This is a genomic window from Pseudomonas sp. HMWF006 (genome assembly GCF_003061205.1).
Lineage (GTDB): Bacteria > Pseudomonadota > Gammaproteobacteria > Pseudomonadales > Pseudomonadaceae > Aquipseudomonas > Aquipseudomonas monsensis.
The window spans coordinates 1-12,525 of sequence record NZ_QAIU01000036.1; the positions used below are offsets into that span (position 1 = coordinate 1).

Sequence of the window (12,525 nt, forward strand, 5' to 3'; positions counted from 1 at the left end):
TCGACCCGGCCCTGGCCATGGCGCCCACCGTGCTTGAACACGGCCGGGTCCTCGAAAGTCGCGAGCGTCTGCAGCAGGTGTTGCAGATTGCCGGCAATGAAATGAGCAGCCTGCATCAACAACTGTCCGGCGCCGGCCACGCGGTGCTGCTGACCGACGCGCGCGGGGTGATCCTCAACTGCGTCACTGCGCCTGCCGAACGCAAGATTTTCGAACGCGCCGGCCTCTGGCTTGGCGCCGACTGGAGCGAAGCCTGCGAAGGCACCAACGGCATCGGCACCTGCCTGGTCGAGCGCCAGGCGCTGACCATTCACCAGGACGAACACTTTCGCGGCCGCCACACCGGCCTGACCTGCTCGGCGAGCCCGGTATTCGACCCACACGGCGAATTGCTGGCGGTGCTCGACGTGTCCTCGGCGCGCCACGATGTCTCGCGGCAGAGCCAGTTCCACACCATGGCGCTGGTCAACCTGTCAGCGAAGATGATCGAGAGCTGCTATTTCCTGCGCTGTTTCGATAACCAATGGTTGCTGCGCTTTCACTTGCAGGCCGAATCCGTAGGACTGTTCAGCGAAGGTCTGCTGGCGTTTGACGGGGAAGGGCGGATCAGTGCGGTCAACCAGAGTGCGCTGAACCTGCTGGGGCATATTCGCGGTGGTCTGCTGGGCAAACCGGTGGAAGCGTTTTTCGATTGTTCGCTGGATGAACTGCTGGGTCGCGCCAGCGCCAATGCCAGCGCCAGTTGGCCGCTGCGCACTCGCGATGGGCGGTATCTGTTTGCCTTGCTGCGTGGCGAATCGCGCAAACCGCTGCCGATCACCCCGGCCCCGGTCGTGGCCAAGGCTCAACCCCTGGCGGGTATTTGCCTCGGTGACGCGGCGCTGCAAGCCGATTTCCGCAAGGCGCTGCGGGTGTTTGAGCGCGACGTGCCGCTGCTGATCAATGGTGAAACCGGCTCCGGCAAGGAAGCCTTCGCCAAGGCTGTGCATCAGGCCAGTCAGCGCGCCGGCAAAGCCTTCGTCGCCCTCAATTGCGCGGCGATTCCCGAGAGCCTGATCGAGAGCGAACTGTTCGGCTATCGCGGCGGCAGTTTCACCGGCGCGCGCAAGGATGGCATGCGCGGCAAGTTGCAGCAGGCCGACGGCGGCACGCTGTTTCTCGATGAGATCGGCGACATGCCGCTGGCCTTGCAGACGCGTTTGTTGCGGGTGCTGGAAGACCGGCAAGTGGTGCCGATCGGTGGTGAACCGGAAGCGGTCAACGTGCGGATCATCAGCGCCACGCACCGCAATCTGCTGGAACGGGTCGAAGACGGCAGCTTCCGCGAAGACTTGTATTACCGGCTCAACGGCCTCGAAGTCGCGCTGCCGGCGTTACGCGTGCGCAGCGATAAATCGCAGTTGCTGGATTTCCTGCTGGCCGAAGAGGCGGGCGGCGAAACGGTCCTGATCGACGAGCCGGCGCGCCAAGCGTTGCTGGCGTTCAACTGGCCGGGCAACGTGCGCCAGTTGCGCAATGTGCTGCGCACGCTGGCGGCGTTGTGTGATGAAGGGCGGATCGGGCTGGAGGATTTGCCGGTGGTGATTCGGCAGGGGCGGCCAGCGATTTCGCCAGCCGAGTCGGGTGAGCATCCACTGGAAGACGCCGAGCGGTTAGCCTTGCTCGCAGTTCTTGAACAAACGCGGTGGCACATGACTCGCACCGCTGAGCAACTGGGCGTTAGCCGTAATACGCTTTACAGAAAGCTGCGTAAGCATGGGATTGAGCGGCGGGTCAGTTAAAAGCCCCTCACCCTCACCCTAACCCTCTCCCGGAGGGAGAGGGGACTGACCGTGGTGTTTTGGCGATCTGCGCCGACCTGAACTATCGAGCCGAACTCAATCTTTGAACACCACGTAGATCGGCTCCTTCTCCTCGGGAGAGGGGGCTGATCGGGGTGTTTTGGTGATCTATGCCGACCTGAATTGTCGAGCCGAACTCAATCTTTGAATGCCACGTAGATCGGCTCCTTCTCCCTCGGGAGAGGGGGCTGGCCGGGGTGTTTTGGTGATCTATGCCGACCTGAATTGTCGAGCCGAACTCAATCTTTGAATGCCACGTAGATCGGCTCCTTCTCCCTCGGGAGAGGGGACTGATCGGGGTGTTTTGGCGATCTACGCCGACCTGAATTATCGAGCCGAGCTCAATCTTTGCACGCCACGTAGATCGGCTCCCTCTCCCTCGGGAGAGGGCTGGGGTGAGGGGGGACAATCTTCAGTCGAGCCCAAATGCCAGGCCAACCATCCCCGCTCCTCACCTAAAGAGTGCGATTTCCCCCTCCCTACGCTAACCTGCGGCCATGTTTTACGAGGTCGACTATGCACATTCATATTCTGGGTATCTGCGGGACTTTCATGGGCTCGATGGCAGTGCTGGCCAAAGAGCTGGGCCATCACGTGACCGGCTCCGATGCCAACGTCTATCCGCCGATGAGCACGCAGCTTGAAGCGCAAGGCATTCAACTGACGCAAGGCTATGACCCGGCCCAACTCGATCCGGCACCGGATCTGGTGGTGATCGGCAACGCCATGTCCCGCGGCAACCCGGCGGTGGAATATGTGCTGAACAAAGGCCTGCCGTACGTATCCGGCCCGCAGTGGCTGGCTGATCACGTGCTGCAAGGTCGCTGGGTCTTGGCGGTGGCCGGTACGCACGGCAAAACCACCACCAGCAGCATGCTCGCCTGGGTCCTGGAACACGCCGGCATGAGCCCGGGGTTCCTCATCGGAGGCGTGCCGCAAAACTTCTCGGTGTCGGCCCGCCTGGGCGGTACGCCGTTCTTCGTGATCGAGGCCGACGAGTACGACAGCGCCTTCTTCGACAAACGTTCGAAATTCGTTCACTACCGTCCGCGCACCGCGATCCTCAATAACCTTGAGTTCGATCACGCGGACATCTTCCCGGATCTTGCGGCGATCGAGCGGCAGTTCCACCATTTAGTGCGAACCATTCCGAGCGAAGGCCTGGTCATCCACCCGACCACCGAACCGGCCTTGCAGCGCGTGATCGAAATGGGTTGCTGGACCCCGGTGCAGACCACCGGCGCCGGCGGTCAGTGGCAGGTCAAACTGCTCAGCGAAGACGGCTCGGCGTTCGAAGTGATGTTCGAAGGCGTGCCTCAGGGCACCGTCGAATGGGAGCTGACCGGTCAGCACAACGTCGCCAATGCCTTGGCCGCGTTGGCGGCGGCACGGCACGTTGGCGTGGTTCCATCAATGGGCATCGCCGGCCTGAGCGCGTTCAAGAACGTCAAACGCCGCATGGAGAAAGTCGCCGAGGTGCGCGGCATCACCATCTATGACGATTTCGCCCACCACCCAACCGCCATCGCCACTACCCTCGACGGTCTGCGCAAGCGCATCGGCGACGCACCGCTGATCGCGATCATCGAGCCGCGCTCCAACTCCATGAAGCTCGGCGCGCACCGTGACGGTCTGCCTGACAGCGTGGTCGATGCCGATCAGGTGATCTGGTACGCCCCGGCCAACCTGGGTTGGGATCTGGCGGGCACCGCCGCACTGTGCACGGTGCCGTCGATTGTCAGCGATTCCCTCGAAGGCATCATCGAACGTGTTAAGAGCCAGGCCCAGCCCGGCACTCACGTGGTGATCATGAGCAACGGCGGCTTCGGCGGCCTGCACGGCAAACTCGCCGAGGCGCTGAAATGAACACTCTTTCCCAGCATGGCGGCCCGGAACGCATCACGCTGGCCATGACCGGCGCCTCTGGCGCGCAGTACGGTTTGCGCCTGCTCGATTGCCTGGTGCGCGAAGATCGCGAGGTGCACTTCCTGATCTCCAAGGCCGCGCAACTGGTGATGGCCACCGAGACCGATGTCACGCTGCCACCCAAGCCGCAGATGATGCAGGCGTTCCTCACCGAATATACCGGCGCGGCTGCCGGGCAGATTCGCGTGTATGGCAAGGAAGACTGGATGTCGCCGGTGGCCTCGGGCTCTGGCGCACCGGCGGCGATGGTGGTGGTGCCGTGTTCCACCGGTACGCTGTCGGCGATTGCCACGGGCGCCTGCAACAACCTGATCGAGCGCGCTGCCGATGTCACATTGAAAGAGCGTCGCCAGTTGATTCTGGTGCCGCGCGAGGCGCCGTATTCGAGCATTCATCTGGAGCACATGCTCAAGCTGTCGAACATGGGCGTAACCATTCTTCCTGCGTCGCCGGGCTTCTACCACCAGCCGCAGACCATCGACGACCTGATCGATTTCGTCGTCGCACGGATTCTCAATCTGTTGGGCATTCCGCAGGACATGCTGCCGCGCTGGGGCGAGCATCATCTGAGCAGCGATGAATAAGCTGCTGGCAATTGTGCTGGCGCTGCAACTGGCCGGGTGCGCCACTGTGCGCACGCTGGATGCGGCCAAACCGGGCGCGCCGGTGGTGTATTCCGGCACGCGCCTGGATTTGTACGCGCTGAATGGCGGGTGTTGTGCGATGGATCGCTTCGGCGCTGAGGCGCCGAGTTATCCGGGGGTGGACCTGCCGGCGAGTGCGTTGCTCGATACGTTGTTGTTGCCGTTGTCGTTGCTCACCGTGATCGGTGTGAGTTTTCAGGCGACTGGCGGATTGTAGGGGTGTGCTGCGCACTCCATCGCCAGCCTGCTGGCGATAGCGATTTCAGGTTATTTGCCCAATTTGCGCAGTTCATCCGACTCGATCACCCGCACCCCATCCTGCTCTTCCAGCGCCAGGCGCCACATCGCCCGGGCCAGCTGGCAGGCTTCGATGCCGCGGTATTTGCCTGGAATCAGTTTGGAAAACGGCGCGGCGAGTTGTTCGCCCAGACGCGGTTCGGCGCGATCACCCAATAACAGCGATGGCCGGCAAATGGTCAGTTGTGGCCAGTCTTGCGCACGCAACGCCTGCTCCATTTCACCTTTGACCCGGTTATAGAACACCGACGATTTCGGATCCGCGCCAATCGCGCTGATCACGATCAGGTGCCGCGCACCCATCTCCCGCGCGCGTTTGGCGAAGGCCACGACCATGTCCAGATCTACCGCGCGAAACGCTGCTTCCGAGCCGGCCTGTTTGATGGTGGTGCCGAGGCAGCAATAGGCGATATCGACGCGGCCACTGAGTTGCGGCAGAAACGCCTGCGGATCGCCCACCGGGTTTTCCAGGTGCGGATGTTCGGCCAAGGGTCGACGGGAAGGGGCGAGCACGCGTGAAATCGTTGGCTCGTTGAGCAAACGGTCGAGTAGATGTTCACCGGTCAAACCGGTGGCTCCGGCAAGCAATACGTGCTGAGGCGTCAAGTACATGGTGTCTCTCCCTTGATACTGTTCAGCTTAGTTGCTCTTTGTTGCTCCGTCGTTCAACGCAGCACTTTGCAATGCTTTTCTTGCTTGCTGTTTGCGCAGCAGTTGCCAGTGTGACAGCACGGCTTTCGGCGCCCAGATCTGTGGCTCCGAGGCTTCGAAATTGTCCGCCAGTTCGCGCTCGGCGACGGTGGCCCTGGCGAGTTTGAAGGCCTGCTCCAGATCGTCGGTCTGGTTCAGCGCCTGAGCGAACAGCGCGTCGCCGAAGTAGGTGAAGTTGGCTTCTTCCGAGCAGCCGAAGGACACCCGGTCGGCGCGCGACGCGGTCATGATCAGCGTGTGTTCGTCCTTGAGGGCGGGAATGAAACCGCCGGAGTAACACGACGAGATCACGATGATCTTGTCGCGGTTTTTCAGCGGTGCCAGCACGGCGGCGAGTTCGTCGGCGGGCAGGTCGGCCAGCTCCATGCGCGGCTGGTCGAGCACCAGTTCATGCTCGGCGGTGCCGTGGCTGGTCAGGTAGATGAACAGCAGGTCTTCCGGGCCGCTGCGTTCGGCCAGCGTCTGCGCGGCGCGGCGCAGGTTCTCGCGGGTGGCCATCGGTCGGTCGCCGAGATGGTCGCGGTGGTTGACCAGGCGGATCTGGCCGTAGGCGCCGAAACGGGTGTTGAGCATGTTAGCCACGTAGTCGGATTCGCGCAGAAACACGCTTTGCTTGCCATCGCCGCCGAGGGTCAACGTGTACAACTCGACCGCTGGGGTCGAGGCGGGGATGGCGGCCAGCGCGTCATCGAGCAGACGCCCCTGGGCGAGCAAGCCGAGTTCAAGGGTATCGGGCAGCAACTTGCCATCGGCATCGCGCACGCGCTGGCCGTTGATCCAGGTGCCGCTCATCACGGTGCCATCGGTGAGCACCAGGGTGCCGCGTCCCGCATAGCTGTCGTTGTCGAAGCCGCCGATGTAGAAACTGCCGTCGGACAGGTTCAAGCGCCCCTGACCGCTGAAGCGCCAGTCGCTGAACGCACCGATGTAGTGGCTGCCGTCGGCACCGATCAGTTCGCCCTTGCCGGTCAGCGCGCCTTCCTTGAACTGGCCGAGCCAGACATCGCCGTCAGCGTTTTCGTAACGACCTTTGCCGTGCAGTTGATTGTTCTTGAAGCCGCCGACATAGATGTCGCCGTCGGCACTGTTGAAGGTGCCATTGCCCTCCAGCTGACCATTGACGAAGTGGCCACTGAACGAATTGCCGCTGGCATCGCCGCGCTGGCCTTCGCCGTTGGGCTTGCCGTGGGCGAACTGGCCTTGATAGGAGCTGCCGTCGTCCATTTCCAGGCGGCCGAGCCCCGAATATTGATCGGCCTTGAACTCGCCACGGTAGGTCATGGCGTTTTCTTTCAGCGTACCTTCGCCGTCGCGCCGGCCCTGTTTGAAACCGCCGGTGTAGCTGCTGGCATTGGTGGTCAGGCTGCCCTGGCCGTCGAACAATCCCTGCTGGAACTGACCGCGATAAACCTCGCCATTGCTGCCGTGCCATTCGCCCTGGCCATGCCACTGGCCCTTGTCGAACTGCCCGGCGTACCAACTGCCGTTGGGGTAGTCGACGCGGCCCTGACCTTGCAGCAAGCCATCGACCAGCTCACCGCGATAGCGCCCGCCGTCCGGCAGACGCGCATCCGGCGGCAACAGCGATTCGCCGTCGCCGCAAGCGGCCAGCAACAGAGTCAAGGCAAGGGGGGCAAGAGTCGCGAGTGAGCGCATAGCGGGATCCGGGCAATTAGGCGACCGAGTATGCCGCAGCTGTGTGACCTAATGCAGCCGGTAAAACAGTGTTGACGCGAAACAGCGTGCGCTGCTTCGCATCCAGAACCATCAGACGAAGCAGAGCGACAGTGGCTCGGCGATATAGGCCGGTTTGTCCGAGCCTTCTATCTCCAGTGTCGCGGTGGCCTTGAGCAGCCACTGGCCGGGTTTTTTCTCGGTCACTTCGCCCAGATCGACCTTCAGACGGACTTTCGAATTGACTTTCACCGGCTGGATGAAGCGCACGCTGTCCAGACCGTAGTTGACCACCATCTTCACGCCTTGCGGCAGGATCAGGATGTCTTCCATCAATTTGGGGATCAGCGACAACGACAGGAAACCGTGGGCAATGGTGCTGCCAAATGGCGTTTGCGCGGCTTTGACCGGGTCGACGTGAATGAACTGATAATCACCGGTGGCTTCGGCGAACAGGTTGATGCGTTCCTGATCGATAGTGAGCCATTCGGAACGTCCGAGTTCCTTGCCGACATAATCTTTGAGCTCTGCAACGGGAACATAGGGCATTGAGACTCTCCTTGGGTTCATCGGTTTTATAGTTTTTCAGGTGGGGGATTTGACCGCCCTGCGAACCACTGTAGATCATCATGGCGATTTGCTCCGGTCAACCGACCATGCTTTTGGCGAATGCCGATCCATAGCGCAGGCGTGCTTATAATGCTCGGCGCTTTTTGTCGGAGATGTCAGATGTTGTTACGTGGCCTGACCCTGCTGGTGCTGTTTCAATTGCTCGGCACGGCGCTCAATCACTTGCTGTTGCCGGTGCTGCCGGGGCCGATCATCGGCCTGCTGTTGCTGCTGGTGTTCCTGATCGTTCGCGGGGAAGTCGGCGAGCCGTTGAACCTCGCGGCCGGCAGTCTGTTGCGCTATCTGCCCTTGCTGCTGGTGCCGCCAGCCGTGGGTGTGATGGTGTACGCCTCGGCAATTGCCGCGGATTTCTGGGCGATTGTCGGCGCACTGGTGGTCTCGCTGATTCTGTCGATGGCCTTCGCCGGGGTCTTGATGCAGCGTCTGGTCCGGCGTCATGTACCGCCATCGGAGGAATCCTGATGCTCTTCGACTGGCACGGCGCCTGGGCGTCGGTGATTCACCATCCGCTGTTCGGCATCGGCATCACCCTCGGTGCTTATCAACTGGTGCTGGCGGCGTTCGAGAAAACCCGCTGGATCTTTCTGCAACCGGTGCTGGTCTCCATGCTGTTGGTGATTGGGGTGCTGGTCAGCTGCGGCCTGACTTACGCCGAGTACCGCAAGAGCACCGAGATCCTCAGCATTCTGCTGGGCCCGGCGACAGTGGCGCTGGCGGTGCCGCTGTATCTCAACCTCAAACGCATCCGCCAATTGTTCTGGCCGATTTTTACTACGCTGGTGATAGGTGGTGTGGTCGCGACGGGCATGGGCGTTTTGCTCGGCTGGTGGTTCGGCGCCGAGCACATGATCCTGATGACCATGGCGCCGAAGTCGGTGACCTCGCCGATTGCCATGCTGGTGGCCGAGCAGATCGGTGGCGTCGCGGCGCTGGCGGCGGTGTTCGTGCTGATCACCGGGGTGATCGGCGCGATCTTCGGCCCGGCACTGTTGACCCGCCTTGGCGTACACAGCCCCGAGGCGCGCGGCATGGCGTTGGGCATGACAGCCCACGCCGTCGGCACCTCGGTGGCGTTGCAGGAAAGTGATGAGTGCGGCGCCTTCGCGGCGCTGGCAATGAGTCTGATGGGCGTGGCCACGGCGGTGTTCCTGCCGTTGGCGGTGTCGATGGTGGTCTAAGGAAATGTCTATGAGCCTGCCGCTTTTTCCGCTGAACACAGTGCTGTTTCCCGGTTGCAATCTCGACTTGCAGATCTTCGAGGCGCGCTACCTGGACATGATCGGTCGTTGCATGAAACAGGGCGGCGGCTTCGGCGTGGTGTGCATCCTCGACGGCAGCGAAGTCGGTCTCGCGCCGCAGGGTTTTGCGCTGGTCGGCTGCGAAGCGCTGATCACCGATTTCCAGCAGCAGGACAACGGGCTGTTGGGGATTCGCGTGCAGGGCGGGCGCCGCTTCCATGTGCTGCGCACCGAAGTGCAGCGCGACCAATTGATTCTCGCAGACGTCGAGTGGCTGGACGACGAGCCGGAGCAACCCTTGCAGGAAGAAGACGCCGACCTGGTGGCGCTGCTCAAGGCCCTGGCCGAGCATCCAATGGTCGAGGCGCTGAACATGGGCACCGACGCGCCTGGTCAGCAGTCACTGGCCAATCAGTTGGCCTACCTGCTGCCCTTTGCCGAAGAAGACAAGATCGACCTGCTGCAACTGGATGATCCGCAACAGCGCCTGGATGCCATTCAGGCACTGCTGGATGAGTTGCAAGGTGAGTTATTCGCCTGAGCTGCGCATCAGGCGATCAGTGCGCGGTTTATCACCAGGTCTTGCGGTTTGATGCGATAGCTCAAGTCGCTGTCGATGCCCCAGTAGTCCTTGCTCGCGTTGTAATAGATATGACCGCTTTTTTCGGCGGTGGAGCCGATGTTCAAGACGAACACCTGCGAAGCCAGTTCGTGGCGTTCCCGGTGTTGCCGGATGTCCTCCAGCAGCGCCGCCAGCGTGGCATAGCCCCGGGCTTCGATGACGTAGAGCTGCAACACTTCGAACAGCAGCGACACTTCATAAATGTTCCCGGATGACGTCGCCACACTGATGGACTCCACGGGGGTTTCTTCGTCGATGTCGGGCAATTCGATCAACACGCTGGCGACATGCAGTTCATTGCCACTGAGGCGGATATCGCTGCGGGTGACCGTTTCGGTCATCCGTGTGCTGTAGAACGTCCAGGTCGACGCGTTGGCGGTCCTGGCCTGAGCGCCGGGGGTCGACAGGCTGATGATCGCGTTGCTCGACGGATAGACGTCGTAGATCGAGCTTTGACCCTGTAGGGCGTACTTACCCTTATGCTGCGTTGAGTTGATGTCGACCTTGCCGGGATGCACGGGCAGCAGATGGCGTTCAGTCACCTGTGGACGGTTGAACTGATAGCGGCCATGCCGCGGTTTCAGACACTCCGGTGCTGGCCGTGACTGGTAACCGGGGGCTGCGGAATCAGCGATATAGGAAAGGGCTGGCGGCACGAGGCGATACGATTCGCCATCCTTGAACACCAGCACTACGTCATGCCGGGTTTCGATCCCGGCGGCCATGCGTCCACCACCGACGTCGGTTTTATTGTCGGATCGCTCGCCCACCACATTCGATAGAAAAACAGCTTTTGCTAGCAGTTGCAGCCGGATCGTGAAAGCGCTGTAGGTGAGGTAGGAAAACCCCGATACGCCCTTGTTGCTGTCAACGCTGTAAGTGATGCCGAGGCCAAGCAACTCGGTACTGTTGTAGTCGAGGTGAATGACGCTGGACGTTCTGGCCGTGCCGTGTGGCACGCTGAAGTCGACTCTGCGGTTGTTGCGCGACATGAAGTAATGTTGCGGTTGCGCAGCCTTGGGATGTAGAGCACCGCCGTTGATGATGCAGGGGGCCGGCGGGCGGCTGCCGTTGACGGTCACGATGACTTCAGTCGTGTGGGGTAACAGGTCCTGCAGCAGCGCCGGCAGGACCGGCAATAGCTCGTAACCATCAGACGTGATGAAAAGCAGCAGGTTGTTGATCAACTGACGTTGACCATTGAGCGTCCTGTAGACGTTCTCGATGGTCAGGGTGTGCTCCGGCAGCTCGCCGTCTGCGCCCCGTCGTGAAGTGATGACCAGCGAGGTGCCGACAATTCGCCATTGTTGAATGTTCTCTGCTGGCCAGCCGAGTTCGATGTGACTGATCTGTTGACCGTTTTCGACAATCGTCGCCTCGATGGACGTCTCGGCGATGTAGTAGCGATCGGTCCCCGCGCCGCCGTCGGCGTTGACCTGCGCACCGCGAATGACCAACTTGTCGTCGCCTGCTCCGGCGGTCACTGTGTCGTAGCCATTGGCAACGATGACATTGGCGCGATCATCGCCTGTCACCTTGCTCGAACCCTGCCGCAGGGTCGAGATGTTCTCGATGTCCTTGATCTGCGCCACGCTGATATCGGCGATTTGCGGGTCGCCACTGCGCAGTGCGACCTCTCCGCTGGGCAAGTGGACGTCATGGCCGACAAAGCGCGTTTCACGCCTGGGCCGTGCCCCTTCGAACGCCAGCAGGTCGGTGCCTGCACTGCCATCGAGGATGCTGGTGCGTGCTGGCCGCACCGCTCTGTCGAACTCGCTCTCGGCGACCTCGAAGAGGAAGGTGTCGTCCTTGTCACCACCGGTCAGGTTTTTGGCGTCGGTGCGATAGGTAAAGTAGTTGGGTTTGTTTTTCACCCCGACCACCCGGTCGTAACCGTCATCCAGGCGCCACAACACGCCTTTCCCGTCGCCGGCCTCACCGCTGACGACGCGCTCGAGGTCGGGTGGCAAACCGTCGCGCGCATCAATGTGGTCATCGCTGGAAACTACCACCGGCTCGTTCTCGATTTTGAACGGTTGTTCGCCGGCGCTCGCGTCCCACTGGCGGCGCCATACGTTGATCGGGCGTAACTGGACATTGAAGCTGCCGTTCACCACGTGTTCGATATAGTTTTTATAGGCTCCCTGCAACAGGGCGGTGGCCGAGGCCTGCTGTTGCTGGCGGTGGTCGCCGGTGGCCTTGGCGATCCTGAACCGGTCCATCACGTCCTGATCCAGCTCTTGATGGGTGAAGGCAAACCAGCCCGAACGCAGACGCTCATGGAAACCCAGCTCGATGTAGTCATCAATGTCATCGACAACCCGCGCGGCGCGGTAGATTTCCGCACCCAGTACCAGTACGGCTGCCGCGGCCAGGCCAAGAGGGCCGGCAACGCTGCCGAAACCGGCGAGCGCCGCCAGGCCCAGGGCGATGCTGATTCCCGCACCGGCCACGCTGAGTCCGCCGCTGACGTAGTGATCCTGCGCTGCCTTGCCTGTCGTGCCCGCCGCCGCGTTAAAAGCCTTGACCGCACCAATGATGTCGAAGGGAAGCGTGATGGCACTGGCAAACAGGCCCGCGCCGCGACTCAGGGTCTTGCCGATGCTGGTGGCGGGAAACCGGTTGAACACCGTCGCGCCACTTTGGAACATCGCTTCGCCACCCTTGCTCAAGCCCCGCTCGATGATCAGCGAACCGATTTCACTGCTGATGCCGCCGGCATTGAACGCGGCTTCGCCGAGATCGCCGACCTTGATCGCCTCGGCAATCCCGATCAGGCCGCTGTAGATGCCGTAGGCCTGCAGGCCGACGCCGGCACCGCTTTGCAAATAACTTTTGCTGCGGTTGACCCAGCCCGGCATGTGCTCAAGGGAATCGACGCGATGGATGTCGATTTTTTGTGCCGAGCCCAGCAGTTTGTCGAAGCGCGCCATCGGGTTGCC

At 61.7% G+C, this 12,525-nt stretch carries 11 protein-coding genes; 7 read left to right on the forward strand and 4 right to left on the reverse strand.

What is annotated here, in order from left to right:
* The 4 genes from DBR24_RS01205 to DBR24_RS01220 form a co-directional block, all read left to right on the forward strand.
* A partial coding sequence (locus tag DBR24_RS01205) for a sigma-54-dependent Fis family transcriptional regulator (protein WP_146188926.1) occupies positions 1-1,781 on the forward strand: 1,781 nt, incomplete at its 5' end.
* Between the two features lie 576 nt (positions 1,782-2,357).
* Positions 2,358-3,707 (forward strand): UDP-N-acetylmuramate:L-alanyl-gamma-D-glutamyl-meso-diaminopimelate ligase, encoded by a 1,350-nt coding sequence (mpl, locus tag DBR24_RS01210; RefSeq protein WP_128613636.1) that lies wholly within the window; start codon positions 2,358-2,360, stop codon positions 3,705-3,707.
* The gene (ubiX, locus tag DBR24_RS01215) at positions 3,704-4,351 is read left to right on the forward strand and encodes a flavin prenyltransferase UbiX (RefSeq protein ID WP_128613637.1); all 648 of its coding nucleotides are present in this window, start codon (positions 3,704-3,706) and stop codon (positions 4,349-4,351) included. Before mpl ends, ubiX begins: the two co-directional genes overlap by 4 nt.
* Positions 4,344-4,628, forward strand: coding sequence for a YceK/YidQ family lipoprotein (locus DBR24_RS01220; RefSeq protein WP_128613638.1), 285 nt, complete (start codon positions 4,344-4,346; stop codon positions 4,626-4,628). Before ubiX ends, DBR24_RS01220 begins: the two co-directional genes overlap by 8 nt.
* A gap of 50 nt (positions 4,629-4,678) precedes the next feature.
* Here DBR24_RS01220 and DBR24_RS01225 read toward each other — a convergent pair whose 3' ends face one another.
* From DBR24_RS01225 to DBR24_RS01235, 3 genes are all read right to left on the reverse strand, one after another.
* Complete coding sequence (locus DBR24_RS01225) at positions 4,679-5,320, reverse strand: oxidoreductase (protein WP_123463805.1); 642 nt, start codon at positions 5,318-5,320, stop codon at positions 4,679-4,681.
* Between the two features lie 27 nt (positions 5,321-5,347).
* The gene (locus DBR24_RS01230; protein ID WP_128613639.1) at positions 5,348-7,075 is read right to left on the reverse strand and encodes a C13 family peptidase; all 1,728 of its coding nucleotides are present in this window, start codon (positions 7,073-7,075) and stop codon (positions 5,348-5,350) included.
* 111 nt (positions 7,076-7,186) lie between these two features.
* The gene (locus DBR24_RS01235) at positions 7,187-7,642 is read right to left on the reverse strand and encodes a MaoC family dehydratase (RefSeq protein ID WP_007909575.1); all 456 of its coding nucleotides are present in this window, start codon (positions 7,640-7,642) and stop codon (positions 7,187-7,189) included.
* A gap of 180 nt (positions 7,643-7,822) precedes the next feature.
* Between DBR24_RS01235 and DBR24_RS01240 the strand changes: the two genes are divergently transcribed.
* Genes DBR24_RS01240 through DBR24_RS01250 form a run of 3 tightly spaced genes read left to right on the forward strand, consistent with a single transcriptional unit; the run spans position 7,823 to position 9,502 of the window.
* Positions 7,823-8,185 (forward strand): CidA/LrgA family protein, encoded by a 363-nt coding sequence (locus DBR24_RS01240; RefSeq protein ID WP_123463810.1) that lies wholly within the window; start codon positions 7,823-7,825, stop codon positions 8,183-8,185.
* Positions 8,185-8,901, forward strand: a complete 717-nt coding sequence (locus DBR24_RS01245) for an LrgB family protein (RefSeq protein ID WP_123463812.1) — start codon at positions 8,185-8,187, stop codon at positions 8,899-8,901. Before DBR24_RS01240 ends, DBR24_RS01245 begins: the two co-directional genes overlap by 1 nt.
* Positions 8,902-8,911: 10 nt before the next feature.
* Positions 8,912-9,502 carry an LON peptidase substrate-binding domain-containing protein gene (locus DBR24_RS01250; protein WP_123463814.1) on the forward strand — a complete coding sequence of 197 codons (591 nt, stop codon included), beginning with the start codon at positions 8,912-8,914 and terminating at the stop codon, positions 9,500-9,502.
* Between the two features lie 8 nt (positions 9,503-9,510).
* Here the strand turns inward: DBR24_RS01250 and DBR24_RS30865 are convergent.
* Positions 9,511-12,525: calcium-binding protein (locus tag DBR24_RS30865; protein WP_158277009.1), on the reverse strand; the 3,015-nt coding region annotated here is incomplete at its 5' end.